This is a genomic window from Frankia sp. Mgl5 (assembly GCF_023242985.1).
Lineage (GTDB): Bacteria > Actinomycetota > Actinomycetes > Frankiales > Frankiaceae > Parafrankia > Parafrankia soli.
Genome location: NZ_JALKFY010000821.1, coordinates 1 through 15,549 on the forward strand (window position 1 = coordinate 1; position 15,549 = coordinate 15,549).

At 68.3% G+C, this 15,549-nt stretch carries 12 protein-coding genes and 2 pseudogenes; 7 read left to right on the forward strand and 7 right to left on the reverse strand.

Annotated elements, in window-relative coordinates:
- From MXD62_RS32515 to MXD62_RS32535, 5 genes and pseudogenes are all read right to left on the reverse strand, one after another.
- Window positions 1-239: pseudogene (locus MXD62_RS32515) on the reverse strand (hypothetical protein); the annotation flags it as partial.
- Between the two features lie 16 nt (window positions 240-255).
- Window positions 256-605, reverse strand: a pseudogene (locus tag MXD62_RS38980) (transposase); the annotation flags it as partial.
- 143 nt (window positions 606-748) lie between these two features.
- On the reverse strand, window positions 749-949 hold the full coding sequence (locus MXD62_RS32525; RefSeq protein ID WP_248833183.1) for a DUF3073 domain-containing protein: 201 nt from the start codon (window positions 947-949) through the stop codon (window positions 749-751).
- 703 nt (window positions 950-1,652) lie between these two features.
- Window positions 1,653-2,876, reverse strand: a complete 1,224-nt coding sequence (locus tag MXD62_RS32530; RefSeq protein ID WP_248833184.1) for a malic enzyme-like protein — start codon at window positions 2,874-2,876, stop codon at window positions 1,653-1,655.
- Between the two features lie 195 nt (window positions 2,877-3,071).
- Window positions 3,072-3,413 (reverse strand): helix-turn-helix transcriptional regulator, encoded by a 342-nt coding sequence (locus tag MXD62_RS32535; protein ID WP_248833185.1) that lies wholly within the window; start codon window positions 3,411-3,413, stop codon window positions 3,072-3,074.
- An 842-nt stretch (window positions 3,414-4,255) separates the two neighbouring features.
- On the opposite strand from MXD62_RS32535, the gene MXD62_RS32540 reads away from it, so the two are divergent.
- From MXD62_RS32540 to MXD62_RS32555, 4 genes are all read left to right on the forward strand, one after another.
- Window positions 4,256-6,070 (forward strand): phosphoenolpyruvate carboxykinase (GTP), encoded by a 1,815-nt coding sequence (locus tag MXD62_RS32540; protein ID WP_248833186.1) that lies wholly within the window; start codon window positions 4,256-4,258, stop codon window positions 6,068-6,070.
- Between the two features lie 240 nt (window positions 6,071-6,310).
- Window positions 6,311-6,643, forward strand: a complete 333-nt coding sequence (locus tag MXD62_RS32545; protein ID WP_248833187.1) for a metalloregulator ArsR/SmtB family transcription factor — start codon at window positions 6,311-6,313, stop codon at window positions 6,641-6,643.
- A gap of 340 nt (window positions 6,644-6,983) precedes the next feature.
- Complete coding sequence (rpoD, locus tag MXD62_RS32550) at window positions 6,984-8,186, forward strand: RNA polymerase sigma factor RpoD (protein ID WP_248833203.1); 1,203 nt, start codon at window positions 6,984-6,986, stop codon at window positions 8,184-8,186.
- Window positions 8,187-8,772: 586 nt separating this feature from the next.
- Window positions 8,773-9,117 (forward strand): metalloregulator ArsR/SmtB family transcription factor, encoded by a 345-nt coding sequence (locus MXD62_RS32555; protein ID WP_248833188.1) that lies wholly within the window; start codon window positions 8,773-8,775, stop codon window positions 9,115-9,117.
- Window positions 9,118-9,423: 306 nt separating this feature from the next.
- Here MXD62_RS32555 and MXD62_RS32560 read toward each other — a convergent pair whose 3' ends face one another.
- Complete coding sequence (locus tag MXD62_RS32560) at window positions 9,424-9,681, reverse strand: hypothetical protein (RefSeq protein ID WP_248833189.1); 258 nt, start codon at window positions 9,679-9,681, stop codon at window positions 9,424-9,426.
- A gap of 168 nt (window positions 9,682-9,849) precedes the next feature.
- Here MXD62_RS32560 and MXD62_RS32565 point away from each other — a divergent pair, with 168 nt between their 5' ends.
- From MXD62_RS32565 to MXD62_RS32575, 3 genes are all read left to right on the forward strand, one after another.
- A complete protein-coding gene (locus MXD62_RS32565; RefSeq protein WP_251082684.1) occupies window positions 9,850-11,592 on the forward strand; it encodes a SulP family inorganic anion transporter in 1,743 nt (580 codons plus the stop codon).
- 575 nt (window positions 11,593-12,167) lie between these two features.
- The gene (locus MXD62_RS32570) at window positions 12,168-12,965 is read left to right on the forward strand and encodes a hypothetical protein (RefSeq protein WP_248833191.1); all 798 of its coding nucleotides are present in this window, start codon (window positions 12,168-12,170) and stop codon (window positions 12,963-12,965) included.
- Window positions 12,966-13,195: 230 nt separating this feature from the next.
- Entirely contained in the window at window positions 13,196-14,218 is a 1,023-nt protein-coding gene (locus MXD62_RS32575) for an aldo/keto reductase (protein WP_248833192.1), read from the forward strand.
- A gap of 128 nt (window positions 14,219-14,346) precedes the next feature.
- On the opposite strand, the gene MXD62_RS32580 is transcribed toward MXD62_RS32575, so the two are convergent.
- The gene (locus MXD62_RS32580) at window positions 14,347-15,549 is read right to left on the reverse strand and encodes a thiolase family protein (RefSeq protein WP_248833193.1); all 1,203 of its coding nucleotides are present in this window, start codon (window positions 15,547-15,549) and stop codon (window positions 14,347-14,349) included.

The window sequence follows — 15,549 nt, forward strand, 5'->3', positions numbered from 1 at the left end:
CGTCCGGGTGGGCGGTGACCCCGAGGATGTGCACGGTACGGGAGCCGACGTCCAGGGCGGAGAAGCAGTACAGACGCCGCAGCGTCACGGTGGTCGCGATCTCCGTGCTGACCGGTGGTCGTCCGGTCTGGTGTGGGTGGGTCCATTTCTGTGTGATCAGACGGCGGTGCCACCGTAGGGCGGTCCAGGGGGTGATCGCCGGTGCGCTCGTAGCGCGTCTTGGGCAGGAGCCGGATCAGGGCGGCGGGACAATCAGGCTGCCCCTTTTTTCGCGCGCAGGCTGGCCGCGTCCACGATCGCCGACGACCAGTCCAGGTCACCGGCGGCCCCGTGGGAGTCCAGGATCGCCCGGTGCAGGCGGGCCCACAGACCGGCCCGGGTCCACGCCTGGAACCGGCGATGCACGGTAGGCACCGACACCCCGAACTCGGCCGGTGGATGCCGCCAGGAACATCCCGCGGTCAGCACGTACACCACCGCGGTGAACACCGCCCGATCGGCGCGGTCCCACCGCCCTGGCGGCGCGTGTCGAACCGTGGCAACAGCGGTTCCACCAGCTCCCACAGATCGTCCGGGACCAGCCGCACCGCCAGGCTGTTCTCCATCACATCCATGATCAAAAATGTACCCGGAGAGCCACGCGAGACACCCTCTTAGTACGGCAGGCAACGTACAGGTCACTGCCCAAAACGGGGCTCTGGAGCTCCGGAAGGTTTCCCGCTTCGGGGTGCGGCGCCGGTGGTTGGGCTCAGCTGGTCAGCCTCCAGTTCTCGTCCGCCGGGTCGGGGGCCTGCGGGCCTGGGGGCGGGAGTTCATCGCGGTCGTCATGGTCCCGGGTAGGGGCGTCGCCGAGGTCTGACTGGAGTCGGTCGAGATCCAGGTTGGGGGAGGTGTATTTGAGTTTGCGGGCGACTTTCGTGTGCTTCGCTTTCGCTCGACCGCGTCCCATGGAACGACCCCTTCCGGCCATTGCGCACCCCCGCTACGGTGCTCGTTGTGTCTGATGTCTTCTGAGAACACGAGGCGGCACGGCTCCGCCACATTCTTCGGTGTCGGTTTCATTACCCGAGGTAGTTCTGGACTCTGTGTGAGTGTCAGAGGCGGCACCGTTTCGCCAGGGTCCGCGACGCGATCTGCTGGATCCGGTCGCGGCTTGACCGTCGTGGCGTCGATGGTGGGGGAGTCGAGCTGCCTGCCTCGGATGGCGAGGTTGTCGACCTTCTGGCCTTCTTGACTTGGACATCGCCGGGGAGGCTTGGCGGTGTCGTGCTGTTACGTCGGTCTCCTGGCTGCCTAAGGCTACGGGTCATCTGGCCGCCTCCCGATGTCGACGAATGCCCTGCCGCGGGCGCCGCTCGGTGTACCTCCCATCGGGGCGACGCCGGTGACCATCGGGCCAGTCAGCGTGCTCCGAGATCAATTCGCGTTGGTACCGCGACACCTGCACGTCCTTTGCGGGAAGCAGCTTGCTTGGCGGGAGGTTCGGAGAGGCCGGCTGGTGCCGGCGCGGGGTCGACATGACCCCCATGCCCCCCACGCGGCCCGCCCGCCCTGTAGCGGACGTGCCGGTATCGCACACCGACGCATGTGTCTGACCTGTCCAACTGTTTGACGCTCCGCTTGGTTTCGTCTCTGGCCCGTGGCCCGTGTGCCTATCCATGTGCGGTGAGGGCGTGGGTCGCGGCGGCGGCTATGGCGGGTGTGAGGCGGGCGTGGTCGAGGGGAGGCATCAGCTGTCCGGGCGGGGTGTGCGCGGTCAGGGTGTGCACGGCGGCGACGCGAGCGGCCAGGGTGATGGGCTGCTGTGTGGTGACGGCTGCGGACAACAGCCCGGGCAGGGCGTGTAGTGGTCGCGGGCCGGTGGCGGCTGCGGCGAATGCCGGTGGTGTCTCCGGGCGGCTGTGGAGTACCGGAACACCGACGGGGGGAGCTGCTAGTCCGAGTAGATCGATGATCAGATCGATGTCGGGGGCGAGCCTGTGCAGGGGCTCGATGCCATAGGCGACCGGGTCGTAGAGGGTCAGGTCGCCGATGCGCGCCGCGACTAGCAGGCCGGCGAGGTCTCCGCCCCGAGCCGGATCGATCAGGACGACCCGGGCATGGTGGGGATCGATGGCGCGGGCTCGCAGGTGGGTGAGTGCTGCAGCGGCGACGCCGATGGCGAGGCCGTCGTTGACGGTGTCCAACAGCAGGTAGGGCGCGGAGGTGAGGGCTGCACGGACGGCGTTCACGTGTCGGATGTGAGTGTGGACCAGGACGGTGGCGGCGAAGCCTGGCGCGAGCAGCCCGATCGCGGTGGCAAGTTCAGCAGCGCCGGTGGCGGCGATCGGCAAGGGGAAGACGTCTAGTCCGGTGGCTTGATGCAGGTGGACGGCCTGGGATTCCAGCGCGGGCAGGGCGGTTGCGGACGTGAGCTGCTCGAAATCGAGGACCGCGCTTGCATCGGTGAGCAGAGCTACCCGCCGTGCTCGGCCGGTGTAGCGGTCGGTGTGCCGCGGATGCGCGGCCAGGTGGCGGATGATGCGACGGTCCGCATCGGCGTCCAACAGCGCCAGGTCGTGGCCGGTGCCAGTGGCGACGCCGACCCGCTGGGCGAGTTTGCCGGTGGCTGCCGCACGGAACGCGAGGTCCTCGGCGCCGAGGAGGTCAGCGCCGAGCCGGTCGCGCAGGGTGCGGGTGAGCCAGGTCAGAGTGCTAGCTCCGTCGGCGTCGAGAATGATCCGGCGGGCACCGGTGGGGTCGGGCTCGTCGGCGTGGCACAGGACCGCGCCGGGCGCGTCGGCGATGATCGCCTGCACCGTCACCAGCGCCCCCTGCGGGACCCGGATCCGGATGCTGTACGCCGGGTTCGCCTTGGCCGAACCCGGCGTCAGCATCTCGCCTCCGCCGGCCGCCCATACTCGGCCCGACCCGGACCTGCTGACGCCTGCTTGATGATGCCGCCACGGTGACCCACTCCGATGATCATCGTTGTGTCGCGAGGGGGGTCGACGTGGTCGGCGTTAGTGCTGGTGGGCACAGGGCTACGCGCGGTGCCCGAATCGCCGGCGGGCTCTTCGTGGTCGTCCCGTTCATGCTGAGCTCGTCTCAGCCTGGTGTAGCTGGGCGAGTAGTTCTTGCTGGCTGGTCAGCAACTCGGTGAGGATCCGCCGCGCGGCACGCATCAACTCGGCCACATCCCCGCCGGCCAGTGCGTACACCACCGTCGAGCCATCCCGGGTCGCGGTCACGATCCCCGCCCGGCGCAGCACCGCCAACTGCTGGGAGAGGTTCGAGGGCTCCACCTCGATCGCCGCAAGCAGCTCCCTCACCGGCGTCGGTCCTTCCGTCAGCAGTTCCAGGACTCTGATCCGGACCGGATGGCCGAGCATGCGGAAGAACTCCGCCTTTGCCTGATACAGCGGTACCTGCACCAGTCCCACCGCCCTCCGCTGGACACCGCACCACACCGGACAACGCGCGGGAGTCCCGACCAGCGGACCCGGGACCGACCCACCCCGCACGTGATCACGAGAGCCGCGCTAAGAGGGCACCGGGCAGGAAGATCCCGCCACGTCTGGAGCGCTCCGCACATGAGCTAACCACAATGTCGCCACTTGATGAAGTCTTCAATCCGCATGTGATCGCCGGGAGTGGACTGTGAGCGTGAGGAGGGCCTCCAGTTGGCGATCGTGGAGCTGGCCTGCCTACGGCGGATCTTTGGAGCCGCGTCGCCTGGAGTCGGATGAGGCGCCCACGTTCAGCCTCGTCCCCAGCGCCGCGAGCCGCGGACTCGTAGCGAGTGACGATCGGAGGTCGCGGCAGGCGCCGGGGTGGCAGCGGTGGCCGGTTAAGATCCCGCCCGCCGTCCCTGGCAGCTCTCCGAGATCACGCGGCTGGGTCCTCAAGAGCGGCACGCTCCCCGGCGCGACGAACGCGGGCCTTCGACGAGGCGGTGTCGGTCGTACATGGCTGCTGGACGCGCCGTGCGCGCTCGGTCTGCATTCCCAGCTGCTGGACCAGGTGCGACGCCTCCAACCTGACCTCGGGCACCGGCTCGCTCGCCGGCCACTCTCCTAGCGCCCGGATGCTGTCGGGTGGACCGGGCGTCCGGAAGAACTCCGCCTTCACGGCATCGCGACACGCTCTGCTCGGGGCCGCCCGCCGGCCGGCACGCGACGACATATTGACGATCTTCATCGTCGATAACCTGACAACTTCGTCAGATAGACGAGGTACAGTTCAACCATCCGACAGTCTGTCGAAGGAGTGGGAGATGCCCGTCACGATCCCGGGCCTGCAGTCGACGCCGACGACACACCCGGCACTGTTGGAGTGGGTCGCCACGATCGCCGACCTCACCCAGCCCGACCGGGTTCACTGGTGTGACGGCAGCGACGCCGAGTACGACCAGCTCTGCGCGGAGTTGGTCGACAAGGGCACGTTCCTCCGCCTCGCCGAGGACAAGCGGCCCGGCAGCTACTACGCCGCGAGCGACCCCAGCGACGTCGCCCGCGTCGAGGACCGCACCTTCATCTGCTCGAAGAGCCAGGACGACGCCGGTCCCACGAACAACTGGACCGACCCGGACGAGACGCGCATCATCCTGCGGGATCTGTTCGCCGGCTGCATGCGTGGCCGCACCATGTACGTCGTCCCGTTCTGCATGGGGCCGCTAGGCTCACCGATCTCCGCACTCGGCGTCGAGATCACCGACTCGGCCTACGTCGCGGTCTCGATGCGTGTAATGACCCGGATGGGCCAACCGGCCCTCGACCAGCTCGGACAGGACGGCTTCTTCGTCCCCGCCGTGCACAGCGTCGGCGCGCCGCGCCAGCCCGGGCAGCCCGACGTCGCCTGGCCCTGCAACGCCACCAAGTACATCGTCCACTTCCCCGAGACCCGAGAAATCTGGAGCTACGGCTCCGGCTACGGCGGCAACGCCCTGCTCGGCAAGAAGTGTTACGCGCTACGGATCGCCTCGGTGATGGCCCGCGACGACGGCTGGCTCGCCGAGCACATGCTGATCCTCAAGCTCACCGGGCCTGACGGGAACATCCATTACATCGCGGCTGGCTTTCCGAGCGCCTGCGGCAAGACCAACCTCGCCATGCTCGTCCCGACCATCCCCGGCTGGAAGGTCGAGACCGTCGGGGACGACATCGCCTGGATGCGCTTCGGAGACGACGGACGGCTCTACGCCGTCAACCCCGAGGCCGGCTTCTTCGGCGTCGCGCCGGGCACCGGCCGGACGACCAACCCCAACGCCATAGACACGATCCACAGCAATGCGATCTTCACGAATGTCGCCCGCACCGATGACGGAGACGTGTGGTGGGAAGGGCTGACCGAGAACCCCCCGGCACATCTCATCGACTGGCAGGGCCGCGACTGGACACCACAGTCCGCGACGCCGGCCGCGCATCCCAACGCCCGTTTCACCGCCCCCGCCGGCCAATGCCCGACGATCGCTGCGGAATGGGCCGACCCGGCGGGCGTTCCGATCTCCGCGCTCCTGTTCGGTGGCCGTCGTGCCACCGCCGTTCCGCTGGTCGTCGAGTCCACTTCCTGGCAGCACGGTGTCTTCCTCGGTGCCACCGTCTCCTCCGAGACCACCGCTGCGGCGGCCGGGACGGTCGGCGAGCTGCGCCGCGACCCGTTCGCCATGCTCCCGTTCTGCGGCTACAACATGGGCGACTATTTCACTCACTGGCTTGCCGTCGGCAGCCGCGCCGGGGCGCGGCTGCCGCGCATCTACCACGTCAACTGGTTCCGCAAACACCCCGACACCGGCGCGTACCTGTGGCCCGGTTACGGCGAGAACAGCCGGGTCCTCGCCTGGATCGTCGGCCGACTCGACGGGACCGCGCAGGGCCGCGCGACACCGCTCGGCGTGGTCCCCCCACCCGAAGCGCTCAACGTCGACGGCCTGGACGTGACCGGAGACGACTTCAACCTGCTCCTGTCTGTCGACCGTGCCGCCTGGGAACGTGAAACCGACATGATCCGTCGATACTTCGCCGACCTTGGCCCCCGCGTGCCCGACGCGCTCTGGGTCGAACTCGCGGCCCTCGCCGACCGGCTGCGCTGACACCGTGTCCCACGTCTCACACCCCGCCCCGTGCGCCAACGGGCTCGGTCACCGCCACAGCCTGACGCCAATTGGCAGCATGGGTTTGGCCACGTCGTCTTCGATCGATGCCTGTTAGATAACTGAGCTACGCTGCTCCAATCTGATGAAGTTGTAAGGTTGTTGAGTCGCGTGACGAGCTGTCGGACGGGCGCCATGCCTGACGGGCGACTGGTAGCTGGAGGTCGGAGGAGAGGTCGTATGGCGACGCCGCTGTACCAGCTGAAGGCGGAGTTCTTCCGGACCCTTGGCCACCCGGCGCGTATCCGGGCGTTGGAGCTGCTCAGCGAACGAGAGTGGTCGGTGAGCGAGCTGGTGCCCGAGATCGGGTTGGAGGCGTCGCATCTGTCCCAGCAACTCGGGGTGCTGCGTCGCGCCGGTCTGGTGACGACCCGTAAGCAGGGTACGACAGTGTTCTACACGGTGGCGTCGCCGGAGATCGTGACGTTGCTGGCGGTGGCCCGCTCAATCCTGACCGGCGTGCTACACGAGCAGGCCGACCTGCTGCGTGACCTACTCGCCACCGAGCCCTGAACATCCCGACGGAGTCAACGACCACAGCAGATCACGACCATCGACACGGTGATCTCATCTTGAGAGGACCAGGGGACTGTTGGCCACGACCCAGCCAACAACCACTGCACGGAAAGACCGTCCGCGATCGGGTAGCGCCTCACGGACATCGCTATATTGCGCCACGTGGAGAGGACCTGCTCGGTGGTCGATGCTCTGAGCCCCTCGTGTCTTCCTGGACTCTGCAGGTGCCACGATCTGCGTCCTCGGCGCGGATCCGTTCCCAGCCGCGAAGTAGGACATGGCCGGGTCTCCCGGAAACATCCGCCGCCTCCGGCGCTGAACATGGGTGCTGACTGACATGGGCCGGTCTTTCCGCGGACATGACAAGGCGCCGCCCACAGATCTGACTGCCTCCGACGAAGCCGTAGAGGAAAAGCTCGGAGAGCTCATCACCCGGGGTAAGGAGAACGGTTTCGTCACCTCGGACGACGTCGCCGCTGTGCTACTCGCAGCGGAGCTGCCGCCAGAGAGAGGCGACGTTGTCCTACGGCTGCTCGCGGAGGACGGCATCGAGATCCTCGATGAGGTGGACGGGGACGCTTCAGACATGCCTGGCCGGCGTCGCGAGAGAGAGGAACTCGCGTTCGCGACGCCGCCCTCGGACCCGGTACGGATGTATCTCAAGGCCATCGGCCGGGTGCGGTTGCTGACCGCAGGGGAAGAGGTCGACCTAGCGAAGCGGATCGAGGCGGGCCTGTTCGCCTCTGAGAAGCTTGCCGCCACTCGAAGGACCTCCCCGCGGCTGCGTCAGGACTTGGAAGCGATCGAGCAGGACGGTCAGATCGCCAAGCACAAGCTGGTGGAGGCGAACCTGCGCCTGGTGGTGTCCATCGCCAAGCGGTACGTCGGCCGGGGCATGCTGCTGCTGGACCTGATCCAGGAGGGCAACCTGGGCCTGATCCGGGCGGTGGAGAAGTTTGACTACACCAAGGGCTACAAGTTCTCCACCTACGCCACCTGGTGGATTCGGCAGGCTGTCACGAGGGCCATCGCGGATCAGGGGCGTACCATCCGGATTCCGGTACACATGGTCGAGGCAATCAACAAGGTGACCCGGATCCAGCGGCAGCTATTGCAAGACCTGGGCCGGGAGCCGTCGCCGGAAGAGATCGCCACGCAGGTGGACCTCGCCCCGCACAAAGTGGAGGAAATTCTCAAGGTCGGACAGACGCCGGTGGCCCTGGAGACCCCGATCGGCGCGGAGCAGGACTCCCCGCTTGGAGACTTCATCGAGGACAACGACGCGATTGTGCCGTTCGAGGCGGCAAGTTTCGTCCTCCTACAGGAGCAAATCGACTCGGTCCTACACACGCTGTCCGCCCGGGAGAAGAAGGTCATCCAACTCCGGTTCGGTCTGACCGACGGTCAACCTAGGACGCTGGAGCAGGTAGGCCGGGAATTCGGGGTGACCCGGGAACGGATCCGGCAGATAGAATCAAGAACCCTGGCGAAGCTAAGCCACCCGGCACGTTCACAACGACTACGCGACTACCTGGTATAGCTCTGCTTCAAGCGAGACCGGAGTCGTGGGGTCTGACGTCTGGCCAAGGGCGAGGGCCGCGCTGGTAGCCGGTGTCATCGACTGATGGGTCGAGGTTCGGTCCATCCGCCATTGCCGGCAGGCGGAATCCGCGGGGCGCTGCTGCGGTCTGAGGAAGCAGCGCATGCCAGGCCCCATCGGGCCGGTGCTCAGACGGCGACGGTTAGGAGTCTGTCGGCGTATTCGCGGCGGACGGTGCCGATGCAGTGTTTCCCTGCGCAGCCGGGTGATGACGATGCGGTGTTGGGGTGCGCGCATGGGGTTACGTGAGCGGTCTCCGCCGCGGCAGCACTGTCCTTGGATCTTGCCGGAGGACAGTGCCCCTGAGGCTGTCCGGTCGACGGGCTGCGGGCCGGGCGTCTCGCCGCTTGCCGATGGTGCGCCGGACTCCGCAGGTTGATAAATTTCGCAACTGGCAAGGTAGTCAGTGTTGGGCTGCTGCCCGACCGGTGCTGGAGGACACGGAAGGCCGGGCATGGCCGCGGCCGGTGTCCAGCCGGGCAGCCTGGGATCTGGTTCGGGCGGGACGGCGATGAGGTGACAGGCGATGGGACAGATACCGCTGTATCAAGCGAAGGCGGAGTTCTTCCGCATGCTGGGCCATCCGGTCCGGATCAGGGTGCTGGAGCTGCTGCAGGACGGGCCGATGCCGGTACGGGATCTGCTGGCTGTGATCGACGTGGAGGCGTCGAACCTGTCCCAGCAGCTCGCGGTGCTGCGCCGGTCCGGCATCGTCACCGCGACCAGGGGCGGGCCGACGGTGGTGTATGCGCTCGCGGGTGGGGATGTGGCCGATCTCATGCGGGCGGCGCGTCGGATCCTGACCGAGATGGCCGCCGGGCAGGCTGGGTTGCTGGCGCAGTTGCGCGAAACGGAGCCGAGTTCACTGTGAGTACAGTGATCGCTTCAGGGGCGCGCGGAATCGTGCGGGCACGGGCGTACGGAATGTCGTGCGGTCCCTGTGGGGCGGTGCTGAGGATGGCGCTGTGACCGTCTGCCAGCCGGCTGGTTCGGTTGGGTCAACCATCTGCGGGCGCGGTACATCCCGCCGGGCCGCGTCCGGGGTGGAGGTCTTACCTGTCTGCTGGGCGGTACCACCGGAGGGCGTCGCGGTGCTGCGCACTCGGCCGGAGTCACCCCCTCGCCTGGCCTGCATCACGTCAGCTCCCAGCCCGCTTCACGTGCTCCCCGGGGGGGCTCACGGGCCTGTCGTCCAATGACCCTCACGGCGCGCCTGGCCGCCGTACACGCCGTCGTTGAGCAGGCACCGTCTGGCGGGTTGCTGCCACCGCTGGACGATCCCCGGCTCACGCCGGCGGTCGCCGAAGCCGCCCTGCAAGTTCTGTCCCTCCAGGAGTAACCACCTGGGGATGCGGATCGAGGTCGGTTCGACCTTCTCCGTCTTCTCCATCGTGTACCGCGTCGGCCCGGCGATCGGGTTCGGTGCGATCTCCAACCTCACACCGACTCGCCTACCATCTCGCACCCACGGCATCGCGAATTGAAGAAATATTCATCTCATCATCTCTCCCCGGAAGGGGGCGGAGATCCACACCCTGACGATGATCGGATTGTTCATGTACCCGACCACCCCGCCCGTCCGCAGCACCCCCGCCTTGCCACGATGAGTACCGCTTCCCTACGGTGGGTGGCGTCGCTTGGTCGGCTCCTGCCCGGCCGAGCCGATGCGCTGGCCGTGCGCCGTCAACCGGCCCGGGATCTGATCGCGGGGATGACCGTCGCGGTGGTCGCGCTGCCCCTCGCACTGGGGTTCGGTGTCTCCTCCGGCCTGGGTGCAGCCGCGGGACTCGCGACCGCCATCGTCGCGGGCGCTGTCGCGGCTGTCTTCGGCGGATCGAACCTGCAGGTGTCCGGCCCCACCGGGGCCATGACCGTGGTCCTCGTGCCGATCGTGCACCAGCATGGTCCGGGCGGTGTCCTGACCGTCGGCCTGCTCGCCGGAATGATCCTGCTCGCGCTCGCTGTTCTGCGCGTCGGGCGCGCGATGCGCTATGTACCGGCTCCTGTGGTGGAGGGATTCACCGCGGGCATCGCCGCGGTGATCTTTCTTCAGCAGGTTCCCGCCGCGTTGGGAGTACAGCCACAGGACCGGGACGCGGTGACCGCGGTGGCCTGGGGAGCCATCACCGATTTCGCCCACCGGCCGCACTGGACCGCGGTCGCGCTTGCCGCTGGGGTCGTGGCGTTCATGCTCGTCGGCGCCCGGCTGCGGCCCACGGTGCCGTTCTCGCTGGTGGCCGTGGCCATCACCTCGATTCTGGTCGCGGCGAGTGGGTGGGACGTCGCCACTCTGGGTGCGCTGCCCGCGACCCTGCCGAGTCCTTCTCTCGGGTTCCTCGACATCGCCGCCATCCCGACCCTCGCGACGGCGGCGGTGGCGGTGGCCGCGCTGGCCGCGCTGGAGAGCCTGCTCTCCGCCAGCGTCGCGGATGCGATGACCTCCGGTGAGCAGCACGATCCCGACCGTGAGCTGTTTGGCCAGGGCCTGGCAAACCTCGTCGTTCCGTTGTTCGGCGGAGTGCCCGCCACCGGCGCGATCGCCCGCACGGCCGTCAATGTCCGGTCCGGCGCGTCCTCACGTCTCGCGGCCCTCACCCACGCTGTGGTTCTCGCCGGGATCATGCTTGCGGCGGCGCCTCTCGTGGCACGTATCCCGCTGGCCGCGCTCGCCGGTGTTCTCCTCGCCACGGCCGTGCGGATGGTGGAGGTCGCCTCGCTGCGTTCCCTCGGTCGTGCGTCACGTTCCGACGGCGCCGTCATGATGCTGACCGCCGCGGCGACCGTCGCTCTCGACCTGGTCGTCGCCGTCCTGCTCGGCCTCGTCGTCGCCGGGGCTCTCGCGTTGCGGCAGATCGCCCGCAGCGCGCGTCTGGAGGAGGTGCCCCTGAACGCGGCCGATCACTACGACGCCGACCAGGCTCTGCTCACCGACCACGCGCTGCTCACCGAGCACATCGTCGTCTACCGTATCGACGGACCCGTGTTCTTCGCCGCCGCCCACCGCTTCCTTCTCGAGCTCACCGCCATCGCGGACGTCAAGGTCCTCATCCTCCGGCTTTCCAAGGTCAGCGCGATCGATGCCACCGGTGCGATCGTCCTGCGCGACATCATCGACCGCCTCGAACACCGTGGCATCACGGTCTATGTCTCGGGCCTGCGGCCCGAACACACAAGGGCGCTGACCGCCATCGGCCTGCTCGACCGGCTAGAAAGACAAGGGCGCGTGTTCGACTCCGCCGCGGCGGCCATCCAGACCGCCCGGGACCATCTCCACCACACCGGCACTCTCGCGGAAATGCGAACTCCGACTTCGGGCGCGAGGACTACTGTTCGCGGGGTTCTGTAAGCAGGGGGTCGACAGTGGGCCCTGGGGGTGGCACCCGGCGCGGCGGTATCCCGCGTGGCAACGGGTGTGCGTTCACCAGCGGCGGCCCCAAGTCGGGGCGACATCGGCGCTCACGTCGAGGGACACGTTGCTGCGATCATGGCCCAGAGAGCTCGTCGACGATGTCCACGGGCCACGGCCCAGGCGCGCGGGGCCCGGGCCCGTCCTCGGTGCGGTACGTCGGTAGCCGGATGCTGGGCGCTGCCCAGACACGAGCCTCGCCGCGATCTGGTGGTTGGTCAGGCCTTCGGTGAGCGGCTGGACGACCTGGCTCCGCCCGGGCCCCGGGCCCTGCCGCAGCTGTGCAACAGACCTGAGGCGCTGATGTCCCGCCGTCAAGGGCGGCATCACGAACACCCGCCGGGAGCCACCCGGTCAATTCCTGCCGGATAATATCCCGGGCCGATCATCTGTCTCGCGAATGACATCTTCATCATTGGCGCTTGGCCGTATTCCTTCGGCATCGTGTTACCTGTTGATAGCGGCGGATAGTGCCGTTCGCGTAACGGCTTGGGTGAACCTTGCGGAGGTAGGTAATGGGCGGCATACGGAGGGGCTGGAACGTACGCCGGTCGGTGTGTGGCGGGATTGTCGCATCGGCTTTGGTGTTCGTGGTCGCGGGATGTCAGGAGGGCGTCATCCCGGTCGACCCCGCAGCGTCGCCGCCCGCGGCGGCAGGGGCGGGGACGACCGGGCCGGGGACGACCGGGCCGGCGGCCCAGCCCACGCAGGCCACCGTCGCGCCGGCGCGGATCCTGCACGCGGGGGACTATGTGCTCACGGCGGGTGAGGAGACCGCGGGCTTCGAGAGCTCGGGCGGCGCCGACGAGGACAGCGACAGCAGCGCGATTCGGGCCCAGGTCGCCGCGTGCGTCGGAGTCCCCGACTACAATCCGTCGCCGCCATCGGACGAGACGACGGGCGACACTTTCACCAACACCGAGGAATCCGATTTCCAGGCAATCAGCCGGGCGAAGATTCTTCCTGAGAGCCAGATTCGCCAGAACGCCGAGATCGTGACCAGCCCTGGTTTTGGTGACTGCTACCGCACGGCGTTGGAGGACCAGCTGGCGGGCGAGGACGAGAACGGCTTCACCTACGAGATCGTCGCGGTCGAGACACCGCCCCCGCCGCGGGGGGCCACCGCGCTGGTCCGCACCTCGATGGGCATCACGGACGAGTACGGCACCTACGGTTACGTCTTCGACACGATCTATTTCTATGTCGGTCAGGTGGCCGTCGAGCTGGACGTCACCAACATCCAGGACGTCCCGCCGCCGGTCATCGAACAGGGCCTCATCGACCAGATCGCCGACAAGTTGACCGACCAGTAGCCACCTGGCCGCCGCGCAACCGGTCGGGACAGGGGGCCGGCCAAGGACGACTACCTCGTCGTCGGCGCCCCAGGTGCAGGTACGGGGCCGCCTTTCCCGCTTCGCCGCCTCCGCGTGCGCTGGCGCGTTTCCGGCCGAACATCGTCATCTGCCCACGCGCCCCCTCCAGTACGCAACAGCCTGATGTAGGGATTGCGCCAGGTTGCTCACCCCGCGCATGCTTACCGCACATGGACTACCGCGTACTCGGCCGCACCGGCGTGCGGGTCTCCCCGCTCTGCCTGGGTGCGATGATGTTCGGGACCTGGGGCAACCAGGACCACGACGACTCGATAAAGATCATTCACAGGGCGTTGGACGCCGGCGTCAACTTCGTCGACACCGCGGACGTCTACTCCGCCGGCGAGTCCGAGGAGATCGTCGGTAAGGCGCTGGCCGGCCGCCGCGACGACGTCGTGCTCGCGACCAAGCTGTACATGCCGATGGGACCGGGGCCCAACCGGCGCGGCCTGTCACGGCGCTGGATCGTCACCGAGGTGGAGAACAGCCTGCGGCGGCTCGGCACCGACTGGATCGACCTCTATCAGGTGCATCGTCCCGACCCGTCGACCGACATCGACGAGACGCTCGGCGCGCTCACCGACCTTGTCCGGGCCGGCAAGATCCGCTACTTCGGCAGCTCGACGTTCCCGGCGCACGAGGTGGTCGAGGCACAGTGGGTGGCCGAGCGCCGCAACCGCGAGCGGTTCGTCACCGAGCAGCCGCCGTACTCGCTGCTCGTCCGCGGGATCGAGGCCGACCTGCTGCCCGTGGCGCAGAAGTACGGACTCGGGGTGCTGCCGTGGAGCCCGCTGGCCGGCGGTTTCCTGTCCGGGCGCCACACCCGCGACGGCGGCGAGGTCACGAGCATCCGGATGTCCCGGGTGCCGAACCGGTTCGATCTGTCCGTGCCCGCGAACCAGCGCAAGGTCGAGGCCGCGATCGCGTTCGCCGACCTCGCCGCCGAGGTGGGTGTCACGCTGATCGAGCTGGCGCTGGCGTTCGTGCTGCGCCACCCGGCGGTGACGTCGGCGATCATCGGCCCGCGCACGATGGAGCACCTGGAAAGCCAGCTCACCGGCAGCGCTGTCACCCTGGACGAGGCGACGCTGGACCGGATCGACGAGATCGTCCCGCCTGGCGTCAACGTCAACCCGGAGGACGCCGGTTATGTCCCGCCGTCCCTGGCCCAGCCCGCGCTCCGCCGGCGCTGACCCTCACGTTCGTTCGCGGCGTCCAGAGGTCCGGGATGTTTCCAGGTCTCTGGACACCGCGGAGTAGCGGAGAGCCGCTACTGCAACGACACCTGTGTGTCGGCGACGGCTACCGGGGATCGGGCCGCTCAGCCGGCCGCCTTCTCCAGGACGTGCACGCCGCAGGCACTGCCGAGTCCGATGACGTGGGCGAGCCCGACGCGCGCGCCCTCGATCTGCCGGTCCCCGGCCTCAGCGCGCAGATGCTGGCAGATCTCCCAGATGTTGGCGATGCCGGTCGCGGCGATCGGATGCCCCTTGGACTCCAGCCCGCCGCTGACGTTGACCGGTGTCCGGCCGTCCCGCCAGGTCGCCCCGGAGTTGAAGAAGTCGACCGCGCCGCCCTGCTCGCACAGCATCAGGTTGTCGTAGTGCACCAGTTCGGCGGTGGCGAAGCAGTCGTGCAGCTCGACGAGGTCCAGCTCGTCCGGACCGATGCCGGACTGCTCGTAGGCCCGTGTCGCGGCCTGCCGGGTGAGGGTGTTGACGTCCGGGAGGACCTGGCAGGCCTCCTGCCAGGGGTCGCTGGTGAGCACCGAGGCGCTGATCTTCACCGCGCGCCGGCGCTGCTCCGGGGAGAGCGTCCGCAGCTTGCGGTCGCTGACGACGACCACCGCGGCGGCGCCGTCGCAGTTCGCCGAGCACATCGGACGGGTGTTCGGGTAGGCGATCATGACGTCGTTCATGATCTGCTCGACGGTGAACCTCTTCTGGTAGGCCGCCAGCGGGTTGAGCGTCGAGTGCGCGTGGTTCTTCTCCGCGATCCGGGCGAACAGCTCGAAGCTGGCGCCTCCGTAGCGGTGGCCGTACTCCAGGCCGATCTGCGCGAACACGCCCGGCATCGAGTCCGTGCCGACCCTGCCCTCAAGCGGCGTGATCGCCCCGAACCGCCCGGTGGGTGTCCAGGTTCCGCCCTTGTCCTGGCGCGGAGGAGCGCCGAGCAGTCCGGCGCCCGAGAGCATCTCGACCCCGACGGCCAGGCCGAGGTCCGCCTCGCCGGCCTTGATCTCCAGGAGCGCGACGCGCAGCGCGGTGGCGCCGGTGGCGCAGGCGTTGGCGACGTTGTAGACCGGAATGCCGGTCTGGCCGATCTGCTTCTGTATCTGCTGGCCGAAGCTGGAGCTCCCGGCGGTCAGGCTGCCGGCGGCGAGCACGCCGATGTCCCTGATGCCGACCCCGGCGTCGGCGAGCGCGGCCAGCGCCGCCTCGGACGCGAGGTCGACGTGGTCCCTGCCCGGGTGCTTGCCGAACTTCGTCATCGAGATCCCGAGGATCCAGACGTCCTCCGCCAT